General features: G+C 56.7%; 13 protein-coding genes. All 13 read left to right on the top strand.

Annotated features, from left to right (window positions below):
* Complete coding sequence (locus E6C51_RS07115) at positions 1-3,843, top strand: baseplate multidomain protein megatron (RefSeq protein WP_190235451.1); 3,843 nt, start codon at positions 1-3, stop codon at positions 3,841-3,843.
* A 543-nt stretch (positions 3,844-4,386) separates the two neighbouring features.
* The gene (locus E6C51_RS07110; RefSeq protein WP_190235450.1) at positions 4,387-4,620 is read left to right on the top strand and encodes a hypothetical protein; all 234 of its coding nucleotides are present in this window, start codon (positions 4,387-4,389) and stop codon (positions 4,618-4,620) included.
* Positions 4,621-4,839: 219 nt separating this feature from the next.
* Positions 4,840-5,082, top strand: coding sequence for a hypothetical protein (locus tag E6C51_RS07105; RefSeq protein ID WP_146936947.1), 243 nt, complete (start codon positions 4,840-4,842; stop codon positions 5,080-5,082).
* Positions 5,083-5,148: 66 nt separating this feature from the next.
* The gene (locus E6C51_RS07100) at positions 5,149-5,823 is read left to right on the top strand and encodes a response regulator transcription factor (protein ID WP_146936945.1); all 675 of its coding nucleotides are present in this window, start codon (positions 5,149-5,151) and stop codon (positions 5,821-5,823) included.
* A 102-nt stretch (positions 5,824-5,925) separates the two neighbouring features.
* Positions 5,926-7,329, top strand: a complete 1,404-nt coding sequence (locus E6C51_RS07095) for a sensor histidine kinase (RefSeq protein WP_190235449.1) — start codon at positions 5,926-5,928, stop codon at positions 7,327-7,329.
* 399 nt (positions 7,330-7,728) lie between these two features.
* Complete coding sequence (locus E6C51_RS07090; protein WP_190235448.1) at positions 7,729-8,151, top strand: hypothetical protein; 423 nt, start codon at positions 7,729-7,731, stop codon at positions 8,149-8,151.
* Between the two features lie 285 nt (positions 8,152-8,436).
* Positions 8,437-9,594 carry a c-type cytochrome biogenesis protein CcmI gene (ccmI, locus tag E6C51_RS07085; RefSeq protein ID WP_190235447.1) on the top strand — a complete coding sequence of 386 codons (1,158 nt, stop codon included), beginning with the start codon at positions 8,437-8,439 and terminating at the stop codon, positions 9,592-9,594.
* Entirely contained in the window at positions 9,591-10,040 is a 450-nt protein-coding gene (gene ccmE / locus E6C51_RS07080; protein ID WP_146936939.1) for a cytochrome c maturation protein CcmE, read from the top strand. Before ccmI ends, ccmE begins: the two co-directional genes overlap by 4 nt.
* On the top strand, positions 10,037-12,028 hold the full coding sequence (locus E6C51_RS07075; protein ID WP_146936937.1) for a heme lyase CcmF/NrfE family subunit: 1,992 nt from the start codon (positions 10,037-10,039) through the stop codon (positions 12,026-12,028). The genes ccmE and E6C51_RS07075 overlap by 4 nt, the downstream gene beginning before the upstream one ends.
* Positions 12,028-12,483, top strand: coding sequence for a cytochrome c-type biogenesis protein (locus E6C51_RS07070; protein ID WP_190235499.1), 456 nt, complete (start codon positions 12,028-12,030; stop codon positions 12,481-12,483). The genes E6C51_RS07075 and E6C51_RS07070 overlap by 1 nt, the downstream gene beginning before the upstream one ends.
* Positions 12,484-12,744: 261 nt before the next feature.
* Entirely contained in the window at positions 12,745-14,292 is a 1,548-nt protein-coding gene (locus E6C51_RS07065; protein WP_190235446.1) for a Do family serine endopeptidase, read from the top strand.
* Positions 14,293-14,404: 112 nt separating this feature from the next.
* Positions 14,405-15,163 carry a response regulator transcription factor gene (locus E6C51_RS07060; RefSeq protein ID WP_330999751.1) on the top strand — a complete coding sequence of 253 codons (759 nt, stop codon included), beginning with the start codon at positions 14,405-14,407 and terminating at the stop codon, positions 15,161-15,163.
* Between the two features lie 105 nt (positions 15,164-15,268).
* Positions 15,269-16,672 (top strand): sensor histidine kinase, encoded by a 1,404-nt coding sequence (locus E6C51_RS07055; RefSeq protein WP_146936931.1) that lies wholly within the window; start codon positions 15,269-15,271, stop codon positions 16,670-16,672.
* Positions 16,673-16,677 lie beyond the last annotated feature (5 nt).

Raw genomic sequence — 16,677 nt, 5'->3', positions numbered from 1 at the left:
ATGGCCACAGTGGTATTTCAGGCGGCAGGCGCTGCCGTTGGCAGTCTTTTCGGCCCGGTTGGCACCATGCTGGGCCGCGCGGTTGGCGCGCTTGCTGGCAATGCGGTGGACACCATGCTGCTGGGTGGCAAGACGGTCACGGGGTCTCGTCTTGCCACTGCCCGCATTGGTGGAGCCAGCGAAGGTGCGGCCCTCAACCGGCTCTATGGCACCGCTCGCATTGGCGGATCCCTGATCTGGGCAACGCGCTTTGAGGAAGCGCTGACGTCTGAGCGCTCGGGCAGCAAATCCAGCGGCAGCCAGAGCAAGACCTATCATTACTATGCCAATATTGCATTGGCGCTGTGCGAGGGGCCGGTGGCGGGCCTTCGCCGGGTGTGGGCCGATGGCGAGGAAATCGATCTTCGCGCGTTGGAAATGCGCTTCTATCCCGGCACGGAAAATCAGGGCATTGATCCGCTGATTGCCGCCAAGCAAGGGGGCAGCAATGCCCCGGCCTATCGCGGGGTGGCCTATGTGGTGTTTGAGCGGCTGCCGCTCGACACGTACGGCAATCGTATTCCGGTGCTGCAATTTGAGGTGATGCGCCCGCGCGGCTATCTTGAAAGCCAGATCCGCGCCATCACCATCATTCCGGGGGCCACCGAGCATGGCTATGCGACAACAGCGATTACAGAAAGCACCAGTGCCGGGGCGGCCCGCGCCATCAATCGCAACACGCTGATAGCCGCTACCGATTGGGAAGCCTCGCTGAATGAATTGCAGGCGCTGTGCCCCAATCTGTCATCAGCGGCGCTGGTGGTCAGCTGGTTTGGCACAGACCTGCGCGCCGACCATTGCGCGGTGGTGCCGGGGGTGGAAGTTGGCTATCGCGATGGCGAAAGCCGAAGCTGGACTGTGTCGGGCATAGCGAGAAATGCGGCGCGGCTGGTCAGCCGAAATCAAGGTGGCCCGGCCTATGGCGGCACACCGGACGATGCAAGCGTGGTCGAAGCCATTGTTGATCTGAAAAAACGCGGCATCAAAACCTGTCTTTATCCGTTTTTGATGATGGATGTTGCAGCCAACAACGGCCTGCCGGATCCCTATGGCGCAAGCCAGCAGGCGGCCTATCCGTGGCGGGGGCGCATCACCTGTTTTCCGGCACCCGGCAGGCCTGGAACGCCCGATAAAACAGCGCAGATGAGCGCGATTGTCGCGTCTTTCATGGGCAATGCGCAGGCCAGTGATTTTACAGTGTCCGGCAGCGTCACCTATCATGGCAATGATACCGGCTATCGCCGCCTAGTGTTGCATTATGCCCTGTTGGCCAAAGCAGCAGGCGGAGTGGATGGTTTTATCATTGGCTCCGAACTGGTGGGGCTGACCACGTTGCGCGCAGCGGGAAACCGTTTTCCCTTTGTTGAGGCACTGGTGCAACTGGCTGCTGATGTACGCGCCATCTTAGGCCCAGCCACCAAGCTGACCTATGGAGCTGACTGGAGCGAATATTTTGGCCACCACCCGAACGATGGTTCGGGCGATGTATTCTTTCACCTCGATCCGCTGTGGGCCTCCAGTGCCATTGATGCGGTGGGGATCGACAATTACATGCCACTCTCCGACTGGAATGATGCGGATTTTACCGCCACCAATCCCGATGGCTTTGCCATTGCCGATGATCTGGACGGTATGCGCCGCCAGATCACGGCGGGCGAGGGCTATGATTGGTATTATGCCAGCCTTGCTGATCGAAAGCTGCGCAGGCGCTCGGTCATTTCAGACGGGCTGGCGGGCAAGCCATGGGTGTTTCGCTACAAGGATATTCAGGGCTGGTGGGAAAACGCCCATTATAACCGGGTGAATGGCGCAGAACTTTCCACACCCACGGCATGGCAGCCGCGCGCCAAGCCCATCTGGTTTACCGAACTGGGCTGTGCCGCCGTTGAGCGGGCCGCAAACCAGCCCAATGTGTTTCCCGATCCGAAATCCTCGGAAAATGCCTTGCCCTATTTCTCGTCCGGCATGCGCTCGGATGCCATGCAGCGGCGGTTTTTGAGCGCTCATCTCGGCTATTGGCAAAGCGGCAATGCACCCGCTGGCATGGTGGATGCCAATCATATCTTTGTCTGGACCTGGGATAGCAGGCCTTTTCCGGCCTTTCCCTATAACACCAAACTGTTTGCCGATGGCAGTAACTGGCGCACCGGCCACTGGCTGAACGGCAGGCTGGGGGCTGGCACCGTTGCCGAGGTGATTGCCGCCATTTTGGACGATTGCGGCTTTCGCGATTATGATGTCTCGGCCGTGACCGGCGATCTCTCGGGTTATGTGCAGGGCGATATATCGTCCGCGCGGCAATTGATTGAGCCGCTGATTGAGACCTATCTGATCGATGTGATCGAAGATGGCGGGCGGATCAGGTTTCGCTCACGCCATGCGGCCAGCCTTGTCGCCATGCCTGTGGACGTGCTGATCGATCAGGATGGCGAACCATTGTGGGTGGAAAGCAGGGGCGATCGCACGGATTATGCCGGGCAGGCGGTGCTGACGTTTTTTGATCCCGGCAATCATTATCAGGAGGTCAGCGCCCGCTCGCGCCATGTGCCGGGCGCATCCGCCAAGCTGTTGTCCACCAGTCTGCCGGCGGTGATGGAAGAGGCGCAAGGTCTGGCGCTGGTGGAAAGCCGTCTGCGCGATCATCGCCTGTCGCGCCGCAGTGTGACATTGGCCCTCAGCCCCAACCATCTCCAGCTTCAGCCCGGCGATGTCATGCATGTGCCCAATGGACCGCCGGGGCGTTTCTTGATCACCAGAATCGACGACAGTGACCGGCGATCGCTGGAATTGCGCGAAATCGCGGCTCCTGTGTCGGTCCAGACGTCGGTGGCAGTTCCCGCCAACATTCAGTCCAACCGCGGGGCGGAGGTGTTCGCACCCTTGATACAGTTGATGGATTTGCCGCGCTATGGCGACGGTGACGTGGGCACTTTTGCGCGCGTGGCGGCCTTTGCCAAGCCATGGCGCAAGATTGTGCTGTCGTCATCGGCCGAGCGCGAAAACTATGCCACCCGTGCGGTGGTGCAGGGACCTGCCACCGTGGGCCACCTTAACAGCCCGCTTGCGGCGGGTGTTTCCGGCCGGTTTGACCGCAGCAATCGGCTGGATGTGACGCTGGCGAGTGGCAGCTTTTCCTCAGCCTCAAAGCTTGCGGTTTTGAACGGTGACAACCGTTTGGCCCTCAAGGCCAGTAATGGTGTTTGGGAAGTGATTGGCTTTGAGCGTGCAGACGAAGTGTCATCAGGCCGATGGCTTCTGTCTGGCCTGTTGCGCGGGCTGTTTGGCACAGAGGATGCGATGATGGCGGGTGCCAGTGCAGGTGCCGAGATTGTGGCGCTCAACACTGCGGTGACGCCACTGGATCTTGGCAGCTCTGAAATCGGCCTGACGTTCAACTGGCTGGCGGAAGCGGCAGGCACCGGCCTTGCGCCCAGCGGGCCTCTCACCTTTGCCGGTGGGGTGCGGGCCGAAACGCCGCTATCGCCGGTGCATCTGCGCGCGAAACGGACAGTGAGCGGTGATATTGCCCTGACATGGGTGCGGCGCGGGCGCATCAATGCCGATAACTGGGCGCTTGCCGATGTTCCGCTGGATGAAGAATCCGAGGCCTATCAGCTGGAGATATTGGACGCGCAAGGTGTCACCACACTGCGCAGTGTTCGCCTATCCGAGCCCGCCTATCTCTACACCGCAGCCCAGCAGGCCGCCGATTTTGGCGCAATGACCCAAAACCTGATGGTGAGCCTGCGGCAGATCGGGCGTGTTGCCATGGGCATTCCAAAGATCGTGGAATTTCACCTCTAGAGTTTGTCATGGAAAAGTGGAATCCGGTTTTACTGATCAGACAAACGAAAACAGGGGAATCGAGAGCCTGTCTGGTTTGGTTTCACAGTACACGACGCATAGGTTTTACCGGATAGCTCACCCCCCTCTGCCCTGCCGGGCATCTCCCCCACAAGGAGGGAGATCGACAAAAGCAGCCCTATTGCTCAACAGCATACGTCCTACTGCATAATTCCTTAAATCCTAATCGATTTAAGGTGAAAATTATGCAGCATATTTAAAGTGTTACAGCGTCCTTTGTGCGTTTTATAAAACGCACAAAGGACGCTGTATGTGTCGGAAATCACAGGTTCATTGTTAAAAACGAGCGGGAGCGCCTATCCGATCTCCCTCCTTGTGGGGGAGATGGCTGGCAAGCCAGAGGGGGGTAAACGGCACATAAAGGCGTTTGTGTCGTGTACTCTGAAATTGAACCAGACAGGCTCTCAAGACTGGGAAAAATAGTCGCCATTTTTTTGTGCAGCGTTCACGACGATGTGTTCAACTCAACGAAAGGACAAGAGCATGACAGATAGCAAGGCGTGGTATGAATCCAAGGCGGTTTGGGGCGCGGTGATTGCCATTCTGGCCTCGATTTTACATATGGGCGGCTATGAACTGGGCATAATGGAGCAGGGCCAATTGGTCGACGGTCTGGTTGGTATGGCAGGCTCGCTTGGCGCGCTTGTGGCGCTCTACGGCCGGATTGTCGCAAGCCATGCACTGCGATCGCCCAAAGGCCAGACGCCGGACATGTGAGCGGACGATATCCTTGGTGCAGGGGCTGAGATTGCGCGTTGTTGCAGGTGATTGCGCGTGCGACAACGTTTCAAAGAGCATTCATTTGCCATTCAGCCGCTCTCCGCTACAAATTGACTATCGAATCTGATTGCGGCAGAGTGGAAGATAATGGCAGTACAGTGGACCATAGGCGGCATATCAAACAAGCTTTCATGCTTGTTGATTTCGGCTGCATCCGTGCTCGTTGTTGCGTTATCCCCTGTTGGTGCGCAAGCGCAAAATGAGCAGAACGGCAACAATGACAGCCCGCCAACAGGCCGCGTGGATTGCCGCAATGCGGCTTTGCGCGCCGTTGATCAGTCTGGCGGGCAGCTTTTGTCGGTGCGCACATCGGGCGATCAGTGCGTTGTGACTATTCTTGTGCCTGGAAATGGTGATAATGCGCGCCCACGCAAAAAGACCGTTCAGATTTCGCGCTGAGCATTGTAAGACGGTCTTGCAAACAGGACTGTCTCGTCAGGACGGATCGAAACGGAGAGCTTGAGAATGCGAATTCTTGTCGTCGAGGACGATATAAACCTAAACCGGCAACTGGTTGAGGCGCTTCAGGAAGCTGGCTATGTCGTTGATCAGGCGCAGGACGGTGAAGAAGGTCATTTTCTGGGTGATACCGAACCCTATGATGCGGTGATTCTGGATATCGGCCTGCCTTCCATGGATGGCATTACAGTTCTTGAGCGCTGGCGCTCGGCTGGCCGGGTGATGCCGGTGCTGATTTTGACCGCCCGCGACCGCTGGAGCGACAAGGTCTCCGGCATTGATGCGGGCGCTGATGATTACGTCACCAAACCCTTTCATGTTGAAGAGGTTCTCGCGCGTATTCGCGCCTTGATCCGCCGTGCCGCTGGTCATGCCTCGTCTGAAATCGGCTGTGGTCCGGTGCGGCTGGATACCAAAAGCTCCAAGGTCACGGTGGATGGCAAGGCACTGAAGCTGACCTCGCATGAGTTTCGCCTGCTGTCTTATCTCATGCATCACATGGGCGAGGTGGTCTCACGCACCGAGCTGGTCGAGCATATGTACGATCAGGATTTCGACCGTGATTCCAACACGATTGAAGTTTTTGTCGGGCGGCTTCGCAAGAAAATCGGGCTGGATATGATCGAGACTGTGCGCGGGCTTGGCTATCGCATCAAAGCGCCTGATAGTGTTGCTGGCTGATTGATTGCGAACAACATGCGCCACGGTTTTCCGATGAAGATATGCGGTCAAACAGGAAACGAAGCGGGCGCAGCGTGGGCCTGCCAAAGAAAGTCTGCTTAGGTGTTCAAGGTCAAATCGCTCACCTTACGCGTATTGCTGTTTGCCACTCTTTGGTATGTGATTGCGTTGGTGACCATGGCTTTGGTCATTTCAGCTCTCTATCGGGCAGGCGCAGAGCGATCTTTCAACGATCTTTTGCGTGCCCAGCTCTATAATGTGGTCAATTCCGTCTCGGTTGGCGATGGTGAGAGCCTGGTGGGCAGCCCGGCGCTGGGGGACTTGCGCTTTTCGCAGCCGGGAACCGGCTGGTACTGGCTGGTGGAACCGCTCGGCAGTTTTAATGCCGCTCCCTTAGCGTCCACCTCGCTGGGTTTGACCAATTTGCCGGTGCCGAGTTTTGAAGAAAGTCCGTTCGATCAGAATTATGAGCGGTTTTACGGAATGACCGATAGTTTCGGCAATCGGCTGCGGGTTGCGGAGACCGAAGTTATTCTGGATGAATCGGGCCGGGCGGCGCGTTTTCGTGTGTCGGGCAACCTCAAAGTGGTGGAGGATGAAATCTCCGCCTTTTCGCACAGGCTCTATGCCGTTCTTGTGGCTTTTGGCTTTGGTGGTCTTCTGGTCAATGCTGTGACTGTTGTGCTGGGCTTGAAGCCGCTGGATCGGGCAAGGCGGGCGCTGGAGCGTATTCGCGGTGCTGAGGCCGAAAAAATCGAGGGCGAATTTCCCCGCGAAATTGAGCCTCTGGCCAATGAAATCAATGCTTTGATTGAGAGTAACCGGCGCATTGTCGAACGCGCCCGTATGCAGGTGGGCAATCTGGCCCATTCGCTCAAAACGCCCATTGCCGTTTTGTTGAACGAGGCGCGGGCGGTGCACGCCCCGCATGACGAGGTGATCAAGGTGCAGGCCAGCGCCATGCAGAGCCAGGTCAGTTCCTATCTCAACCGCGCGCGCATTGCCGCCCAGCGCGATTCCATTTTGTCGCGCACCGAGGTTGAGCCGGTGATGGAGCGACTGGTGCGCGTGATGCGCAAGCTGAACCCGGACAAGCAGTTTGAGCTGCATATAGAAGGCGCGGGACTTACGCTGGCCATGGAAAGTCAGGATTTCGAAGAAACTCTTGGCAATCTGCTGGAAAACGCTGCGCGCTATAGTGAGCAACTGGTGACTGTGACGGCACGATTGGCCCCCGCTGGTGAGGCTGGTGTTGATCCTGGCCGCAAGGCGTGGCTGGAAATCATCGTTGAAGATGACGGGCCGGGCCTTGACCCCGATCAGATTGGCGAGGCCCTGAAGCGCGGCCGCAGACTGGATGAAAGCAAGCCCGGAACGGGGCTGGGCTTGTCGATCGTGAAAGAAATCACCTCGGAATATCAGGGCAAGCTGGGATTGTCGCGCGGGATGAGCGGCGGTCTGCTGGCGCGGCTTGTGCTGCCTGCCGTGTCGCGAGATATTGCCTGACGCTGATGGGCGGCCCTTGAGAAAGACATTGCCGTTTCGAAAACGTGGCTTGCAAAACAGCAATGGCTCAGGCTTAACATAACGGTAGACTTTATTGCACAATTCCTCATATCCAGCGCGACGGGCGGGGAAAATTATGCAATATATAGAGAGGATTACAGTCTGCTTTGGTGATGCGGAGGCACAGCAAGGCGGATTGTTATGCCGGACAGCGCCCAACGTTTTGTCTAACGCGCCTGTGCCATGTCGCGCTTCATTGTCTTCAGTGGAACGCGATAGGACAGACAAAACGGTAGAACGGGTCGCCGTGGATCTTGTCACGGTGACCTCCTTCAGGGCGATGTCGCAGTGTACGTATGCAGTCAGAATCGATGAAAATGAAAGGGTAAGTCGCACGTCATGATGATCTCCAATACAGGTCTCGTTGCCCTTTTCGTCTGCACCTTCGCCCTTGCATCCTGCCAGACGACGCAGCCGGGTGGTCTGAAAAAAGGATTGTTTGGCTCATCAGCGAGTGCGTCCGTTTATATCCGCGCTTTGCAAGGCGGTGTGGTGTCTCACTCGGGTGCTGATCTCTCCAATGGACAAAAGCAGCGTGCGCTTGAGGCGGAATATAAAGCCTTGGAAACCTCTCCATCCGGCCAGAAAGTGACCTGGCGTGATGATGATGCCGCCGGTGAAGTGGTGGCGGCGGCCCCTTATCAGGTCGGCAATCAGAACTGTCGCCAGTATAAACACACGGTGACGATGGATGGCAAAAGCTATCAGGGGCGCGGGGCCGCCTGCCGCAATGATGACGGCACCTGGACACCGCTGAATTGATTTTGGGTGAATTTTTCTCTGAATACAATTTCAGATAGAAATTATCATGTATCTTCCCAATTGAATCCGTGTAAAGACTACAGCGCCGTGCGCCATATATGGCGCACAAAGGACGCTGTAGCATTTTTAATCTGCTGCATAATTTTCTCCTTAAATCGATTCCGATTTAAGGAATTATGCAGTAGCCTCGGATCGATTGTGAATTGCCCTATGTCAAAGAGCGCGGCATGGATACTGCTATTCCTGCCGTGTGAAGTGCGTCTCTCGATAAAGTCATTGGACCCTATGCTGTTTTGGATTGTGATTGCCTTTTTAACCTTTGCTGTGGCCGCAAGCTTTTTGCTGCCGCTCATTCGCAGCGGTGGCCGTGCTGAGGTGCAGGCCCGCGAAGGGGCCATCGCCGTCTATCGCGACCAGTTGCAAGAGCTGGAACGCGACAAGGCAGCCGCCTTGATTACCGTGCAGGAGGCAGAATACGCCCGCACCGAAATTGCGCGGCGTTTGCTTGCAACAGAGAGTGGGGCTGCGGTTGCCAATCCAAAACAAGCATCGCGCCATATTTTGGCGCAAGGCTTTGTTGTGTTGCTGGTGCCCGTGTTGGGGCTTGGGCTTTATCTCGCGCTCGGCAGTCCCGGTCTTCCGTCGCAGCCGCTGGCGGCCAGATTGGCCGCGCCCGGCAATGACCTCAACCTGTTGATTACCAAGGCCGAACGTCACTTGATGGAGAACCCGAATGATGGTCCGGGCTGGGATGTCCTGGCTCCGATTTATATGCGCCAAAACCGGATTGGCGATGCGCAACTGGCCTATCAAAACGCCATTCGTTTGAGCGGGGAGACTCCGGAGCGGTTGAACGGGCTGGCAGAAGCCTTTGTGTTGCAAAATGATGGCGTCATCACCGACGATGCGCGTGATCTGTTTCAGCGCTCGGTGGTGTTGCAAGCCAATAACCCCCGCGCTCAATATTATCTCGCGCTGGCCTTGGAGCAATCCGGCAAGCGGGAAGAGGCTCTGGCTGCGTTCAAGAAAATTGCAGCAGAGTCGCCGAAAGATGCACCGTGGCAACCGCTTGTTGCCCGTCATATCGCCCAAAATGGCGGTGCTCCCGTTAATCCGGACGCCAGCAGAAAATCCGTGCCCGCACCGCTTGGCAATCCTGATGCTGCCGCTGTTGAGGCGGCACAATCCATGTCGGACGCCGACCGCCAAAAGATGATTGCGGGCATGGTGGCCAGCCTTGATGCCAAGTTGCAAGCCGATCCGCAGAATTTTGAAGGCTGGATGCGGCTGGTGCGCTCTTACGCGATGTTGAAAGATCAAACCAAGGCGATGGCTGCGCTGAAAACCGCTGTCAAAACCTTCCCGGCAGAGAGCAACGAGGGCAAACAATTGATCGATGCGGCCAAGGCGCTCGGTCTTCCGGTGGACGAGGTGCTGAAATGACCCGCAAACAAAAACGCCTTGCCGTGATTGCTGGTGGGGTCGGGTTCATCATGGTGGCCGTGCTATTGATCCTCTTCGCCTTTGGTCAGTCTGTTGCTTATTTTTACATGCCGTCTGATCTGGCCAAAAGCCCTGTTGGGCCGGGAACCCGTATTCGTCTTGGCGGTCTGGTGGCGGAGGGATCGGTCAAGCGCGGCAACGGCTCGACCGTGCTTTTTGCAGTGACCGATGGCAAGGCAACGGTGCCGGTGACCTATACGGGCATTCTGCCTGATCTGTTTCGCGAGGGGCAGGGCGTGGTCACCGAAGGAGTGTTTGGTCAAGGCAACGGGCCATTCAATGCCGATACGGTGCTGGCCAAGCATGATGAAAAATACATGCCGAAGGAAGTGGCTGACCGTTTGAAAAAAGATGGTGTGTGGAAAGAAGAGGAGCCAGCGAAATGATCATCGAGATTGGCCATTACGCTTTGGTTCTGGCACTGACTGCCGCCCTTGTCGTTTCCGTTTTGCCGGTTATCGGAGCGCGGCGCGGTGATACCGCCCTGATGCAAACGGCTGTGAACGGCACGTTTGCCCTGTTTGGCCTTGTGCTGCTGGCCTTTGGTGTTCTCACCCACGCCTATCTTGTGTCGGATTTTTCGCTGCTGAATGTCTATCAGAACTCCCATTCGTTGATGCCCACGGTCTATCGGTTCGCTGCCGTGTGGGGCAACCACGAAGGCTCGATGATGCTGTGGTTGCTGATTTTGACACTGTTCAGCGCCATGGTGGCCCTGTTTGGGCGCAATTTGCCAGATCGCCTGCGGGCCAATGTGCTGGCGGTGCAGGCGTGGATCACCACGGCCTTCCTGCTGTTTATTTTGCTCACCTCCAATCCCTTCATCCGTCTGGTTCCCGCTCCTGCGGAAGGGCAGGATCTGAATCCGGTGTTGCAGGATCCGGGCCTCGCCATTCATCCGCCGCTGCTCTATCTGGGCTATGTTGGATTTTCGGTCTGTTTTTCCTTCGCCATTGCCGCCCTGATGGATGGTCGCATCGATGCCGCATGGGCGCGCTGGGTGCGGCCATGGACATTGGCAGCCTGGACCTTCCTCACCGCCGGCATCGCCATGGGTTCTTATTGGGCCTATTATGAGCTGGGCTGGGGCGGCTGGTGGTTTTGGGATCCGGTTGAAAATGCATCATTCATGCCATGGCTTGCCGGAACAGCGCTTTTACATTCCGCCTTGGTGATGGAAAAGCGCGATGCGTTGAAAATCTGGACAGTGTTGCTGGCCATTCTCACCTTTTCGCTCTCCCTGCTGGGCACTTTCCTTGTGCGCTCAGGTGTGTTGACCTCGGTTCATGCTTTTGCCACCGATCCAACGCGCGGTATTTTCATTCTATGCATCTTGATCTTCTTCATCGGTGGGGCGCTGTTTTTGTTCATGCTGCGCGCGCCCATGCTGAAAACCGGCGGGTTGTTTCAGCCGATTTCGCGTGAAGGCGCGCTGGTGCTGAACAATCTGATTCTCACCGTTTCCACCGCAACCGTGCTGATCGGCACGCTCTATCCCTTGTTGCTGGAAACCTTGACGGGGGACAAGATTTCGGTTGGGCCACCCTTTTTCAATCTCACCTTTGGCCTGTTGATGATCCCGCTGATCGTGGCAATCCCCTTTGGTCCCCTGATGGCGTGGAAGCGGGGCGATCTGCTGGGGGCTTTGCAAAGGCTTTATCTGGTGGCTGGCGTTGCATTTCTTGCCGGTCTTGCGCTGTTTTATGCCAAAAATGGCGGGCCGGTGATGGCCGTGCTCGGCCTCGCAGCAGGCTTTTTCATCATGCTGGGGGCGATTGCCGATCTGTGGTATCGCGCAGCCTTTGGCAAGCAAACACTCTCCATCGCCATCCGCCGTTTGATCGGCCTGCCGCGTTCGGCCTTTGGCACGGCGCTTTCGCATTTCGGCTTTGGCGTGACCGTGCTGGGCATCGTTGCGGTCACCACATTCCAGACCGAAAAAGTGGTGGAAATGACCCCCGGCAAGACCACCGAAGCGGGTGGTTATTCGCTGACCTTTGATGGTCTGCGCTCTGGCAAAGGGCCGAATTTTACCGAAGATCGCGGACATTTTACGGTTCGTCGCGGTGGGGTTGAGATTGCCGATGTGTGGTCATCCAAGCGCCTCTATACCGCGCGGCGAATGCCAACCACGGAGGCCGGTATTCTCACCTTTGGTCTCAGCCAGCTTTATGTGTCGCTGGGTGATCCGATGGATGGCGGCGGCATGGTGGTGCGTATCTGGTGGAAACCGTATATTCTCTGCATATGGGGTGGTGCGCTGGTGATGATGCTGGGTGGCTTTGTTTCATTGAGTGACCGGCGCTTGCGGGTTGGCGCGCCACGGCGCAAAGCAGCACCCGTGCAGGCAAAACACGTGGCGGCAGCAGAATGATGGGTCGTTTTTTTACAGGCGTTGTGCTGTTTTTTCTCTCCGTGTCACCGGCTTTTGCCGTCAACCCGGATGAGGTGCTGAAAGACCCGGCGCTAGAGGCGCGCGCCCGCCATCTGTCTTCGCAACTGCGCTGCATGGTGTGCCAAAACCAGTCGATCGATGACAGCAACGCAGAGCTTGCCCATGATCTGCGCGTGCTGGTGCGCGAGCGTATCGTCAAGGGTGATAGTGATGAAGATGTGCTTCGCTATCTGGTGTCGCGCTATGGTGAGTTTGTGCTTTTGAAGCCAAGGCTGACCAAGGAAACCATTCTGCTTTGGACGGCACCCGGCCTGTTATTGCTGTTGGGCGGTGGCGTTGCCTTCGCATACAGTCGTCGCAAGGCGTCGCAAAATGCAGCTCTCACGTTGAATGCCGAGGAAGAGGCCAGGCTGAAACGAATCCTTGGCGAATAAAGGATCAGACCGAAAACCGGACTTCGGTTTTCGGAGAATTATGCAGAAGATTTAAAGTCTTACAGCGCCGTGCGCCACATATGACGCAACGAGCTGTAACATGTCCATTGCATGAAAATTTGCATTACCAAAGTTTCATCTTGCGGACAGTTCTTTGTAAGGTGATAGCGCCTATATCTTTGTCATCCACCGCCTGACAGTCAAGTTTTGAAGACGACGTCAAGAATTCAGATGCCCAACGAAGATAAAGGTATAAATCCCATGTCTGACACCAAGAAGCCAAACACCACAAAGACCATCCTGCGGACCGGCACAATTGCGGGTCTGGCGGCGCTTTTGATGGCAGGTACGGTGCCTGCGATGCTGACTCCGGCTCATGCAGAAGCCGTGAATGTGCAGGCTCCACAGGTGCCGAGCTTTGCTGATCTGGTGAGCGCGGTCTCTCCAGCCGTTGTGTCGATCCGGGTGAAGTCGGATGTGCAACAGGCCAGCGACGACGGCAGCAGCTTTTCCTTCAATGGCCGCGATCTCGACCAGCTTCCTGATCCGCTGAAGCGCTTCTTCAAGGAATGGGGCATGCCCGGACAGGGTGGCCGTGGTGGCCCAGACAGACATCCCCATGCAGAACGTCACGGCAAGCTGCGCCCGGTTGCACAAGGCTCTGGCTTCTTCATCTCTGAAGATGGCTATCTGGTTACCAACAATCACGTTGTCTCCGATGGTCAGGCCTATACGGTCGTGATGAACGATGGCACCGAATATGATGCAAAACTGGTTGGCAAGGATCAGCGCACCGATCTGGCTGTTTTGAAGGTCGATGCACCAAAGAAGAAATTCACCTATGTGAACTGGGCTGATGACAGCAAGGTGCGCGTTGGTGATTGGGTTGTTGCCGTTGGTAACCCCTTCGGTCTTGGTGGCACTGTGACCTCCGGTATCGTGTCGGCCTTTGGTCGTGATATCGGCTCTGGTCCTTACGACGATTACATACAGATCGATGCACCGGTGAACCGTGGTAACTCGGGTGGTCCTGACTTCAATCTCAATGGTCAGGTTGTTGGTATCAACACGGCAATCTTCTCACCATCGGGTGGCAGCGTCGGCATTGCCTTTGCTATCCCCGCGTCCACGGCCAAGTCGGTGGTGAATGAGTTGATCAAACATGGAGAGGTCAAACGCGGCTGGCTTGGTGTGCAGATCCAGCCGGTGAGCAAGGATATCGCCGAATCGTTGGGTCTGGCCGATGCCAAGGGCGCGCTTGTGGCCGAGCCACAGGCTGGATCACCGGGCGAAAAGGCTGGCATCAAGCAGGGCGATGTGATCACTGCCGTCAATGGCGATCCGGTGAAGGATCCGCGCGATTTGGCCAAGCGCATTGCGGGCTTTGCTCCGGGAACACAGGTTGATGTGTCCTTGTGGCGCGATGGTGCCTCGAAGTCTGTCAAGGTTGACCTTGGAAACCTGCCAGCGGCCAAGGATATGGCAAGCAATGACAGCGATCAGAGCCAGTCTGATAACGCAGGCCCGGCAACCGAGAAAGCTCTGGCCAATCTGGGCATCACGGTCAAGCCTTCGGAAGATGGCAAGGGTCTGGAGATCACCAATGTCGATCAGAATTCCGATGCTGCCGACAAGGGCCTGAAGGTGGGTCAGACGATTACCTCTGTGAACAATCAGGATGTTGCCAAGGCCGATGATGTTACCAAGATCATCGATCAGGCCAAGAAAAGCGGTCGTACCAGGGCGCTCTTCCAGATCCAGACCGATAACGGCAGTCGCTTCGTTGCTCTGCCCATCAGCCAGGGCTGATCTAAGCCTTAAACTCTGATTGCTGATGCGGCGGTTGGCATGTCTGCCAACCGCCGTGTTTTCTTAAACACGAGAGCGTTTTTGCTTCAGGAAATGCTTGAAGAGGCGGATCATGACAATTGAAACGGGACAAAGCGTGGAAAGCGGCAATTCGGGTTTTGCGCAAAGCGCGGCTGGCAGTAATGTCATGCACATGAAAATACTTGTTATTGAAGATGATCTCGAAGCTGCGGCCTATATGACCAAGGCATTTCGCGAGGCCGGGATTTTGGCCGATCACGCCAGCGATGGCGAAGCGGGCCTGTTTATGGGTACCGAAAACACCTATGACGTGATGATCATCGATCGGATGTTACCGCGCCGTGATGGCCTGTCGGTGATTTCAGAACTGCGCAAACGCGCCATCAACACGCCTGTGCTCATTCTCTCGGCACTGGGGCAGGTGGATGACCGGGTGACGGGTCTGCGTGCTGGTGGCGACGATTATTTGCCAAAACCCTATGCTTTTTCGGAATTGCTGGCGCGGGTGGAGGTTCTGGGCAGACGCAAAGGCGCGCCGGAACAGGATATGATCTACCGGGTTGGTAATCTGGAGCTGGACCGGCTGTCCCATGAAGTGCGCCGCGAGGGCAAGGAAATCCTGCTCCAGCCGCGCGAATTTCGCTTGCTGGAATATTTGATGAAAAATGCGGGCCAGGTGGTGACACGCACCATGCTGCTGGAGCATGTGTGGGACTACCATTTCGATCCCCAGACCAATGTGATCGACGTGCATGTGTCGCGCCTTCGCTCCAAGATCGAGCGCGATTTTGATAAGCCGCTTTTAAAAACCGTGCGCGGGGCTGGCTATATGATCAAGGACGAAGGCTAGGGTGGGCAGACATTTTCCCTCCCCAAAGCCGAATGTCTACACACCCTCGTTCATGCTTTTAAAAAGGGGCGCAGTTTGCAACAATGACACGGATGGTCTGACCTTATGAATCGCCTTGGTTTACTGCTCCGGTCAACCGCCGTGCGGCTTTCGGCGCTCTATATTCTGCTGTTTGCCTTGTGCGCGGCATTTTTGGTGATCTATGTCACAGCCCTTTCTGAGCGGCTGCTGGATCAGCAAACCCGCGACAGCTTGCAGCAGGAAGTCACGGAAATTCAACGGGTTTATGATCGCGGTGGCGTCAACAGCCTGCTGAAGCTGATGGAACGGCGCATGCGCCAGCCGGGAGCCAATCTCTATGTTATCGCTGGCCCGAATGGTCAGTTTCTGGCAGGCAATGTCAGCTCGGTGCAGCCCGGCATTCTGGACCGCGAGGGCTGGACCGATTTTCCCTTCGGCTACAACCGCTATCTCGAAACCAGCAATGACCGCCAGCATCTAGCCTTGGCCAAAGTGTTTTTCCTCGACAATGGTTTGCGCATTCTGGTGGGGCGCGATCTGGGTGAGCCGACAAAGTTTCGGATTTTGGTGCGCAAGGCGCTGATGGTGGCTTTGGCCATTATGGGGGCGGGGGCTTTGCTGATCTGGTTTGCCATTGGTCGCAATGCCCTGAAGCGGATTGACCGCATGTCGGAAGCTGGCAAAAAAATCATGGCGGGAGATCTGGCCCAGCGCTTGCCGGTGTCTGGCTCTGGTGATGAGTTTGACCGGCTGTCTGTGTCGTTGAACCAGATGCTGGAACGCATTGAAAAGCTGAACGAAGGCCTGCGGCAGGTGTCCGATAACATCGCTCATGATTTGAAAACGCCGCTGACGCGCTTGCGCAACAAGGCCTCGGATGCCTTGGATGATGGCGATGAGGACAGACGCCGAGCCGCCCTTGAGGGCATCATTGGCGAATCGGATCAATTGATCCGCACGTTCAACGCGCTTTTGATGATATCGCGGGTGGAGGCCGGCAATATTGCCGCCGAGCTGTCTGATCTTGATCTCTCGGCCATTGCCACCGATACGGCAGAGCTTTACGAGCCGGTGGCCGAGGAAGCGGGCTATGTGCTGGTTAGCGATGTTACGCAAGAAGGGCGGGTCCGCGGCAACCGAGAGCTCATTGGTCAGGCCATTTTCAATCTGCTGGACAATGCCATCAAATATGCCGGTGATGATGGCAGCGAAATCCGCGTCAGTCTCAAAGCCGGTGAGCATGACGTTCGCTTGAGCGTTGCCGATCATGGACCGGGTATTCCAGCAGAAAGGCGTGACGATGCCGTGAAGCGGTTTGTTCGGCTCGATGAAAGCCGCAGCAAGCCGGGCACCGGCCTTGGGCTTTCGCTGGTGGCGGCCGTGATGGCGCTGCATGGCGGGCGGATGGAGCTGAGCAATACCAGCGATGTGGATGGACAGCCACCAGGCTTGACGGTCACCATGGTCTTTCCGCGCGCAACGGCATAAACTCT

It is taken from the genome of Gillisella terrae (genome assembly GCF_004801395.1).
Classification (GTDB): domain Bacteria; phylum Pseudomonadota; class Alphaproteobacteria; order Rhizobiales; family Rhizobiaceae; genus Allorhizobium; species Allorhizobium terrae.
The sequence above is the reverse complement of the archived record's forward strand: the minus strand, read 5'-3'. Positions and strand labels throughout refer to the sequence as shown.

Coding starts and splice junctions, on each gene's coding strand:
- E6C51_RS07075 (WP_146936937.1), top strand. CDS start 10,037: ATGATCATCGAGATTGGCCATTACGCTTTGGTTCTGGCACTGACTGCC.
- E6C51_RS07100 (WP_146936945.1), top strand. CDS start 5,149: ATGCGAATTCTTGTCGTCGAGGACGATATAAACCTAAACCGGCAACTG.
- E6C51_RS07055 (WP_146936931.1), top strand. CDS start 15,269: ATGAATCGCCTTGGTTTACTGCTCCGGTCAACCGCCGTGCGGCTTTCG.
- E6C51_RS07065 (WP_190235446.1), top strand. CDS start 12,745: ATGTCTGACACCAAGAAGCCAAACACCACAAAGACCATCCTGCGGACC.
- E6C51_RS07115 (WP_190235451.1), top strand. CDS start 1: ATGGCCACAGTGGTATTTCAGGCGGCAGGCGCTGCCGTTGGCAGTCTT.
- ccmI (WP_190235447.1), top strand. CDS start 8,437: ATGCTGTTTTGGATTGTGATTGCCTTTTTAACCTTTGCTGTGGCCGCA.
- E6C51_RS07070 (WP_190235499.1), top strand. CDS start 12,028: ATGGGTCGTTTTTTTACAGGCGTTGTGCTGTTTTTTCTCTCCGTGTCA.
- E6C51_RS07090 (WP_190235448.1), top strand. CDS start 7,729: ATGATGATCTCCAATACAGGTCTCGTTGCCCTTTTCGTCTGCACCTTC.
- E6C51_RS07110 (WP_190235450.1), top strand. CDS start 4,387: ATGACAGATAGCAAGGCGTGGTATGAATCCAAGGCGGTTTGGGGCGCG.
- E6C51_RS07060 (WP_330999751.1), top strand. CDS start 14,405: ATGACAATTGAAACGGGACAAAGCGTGGAAAGCGGCAATTCGGGTTTT.
- ccmE (WP_146936939.1), top strand. CDS start 9,591: ATGACCCGCAAACAAAAACGCCTTGCCGTGATTGCTGGTGGGGTCGGG.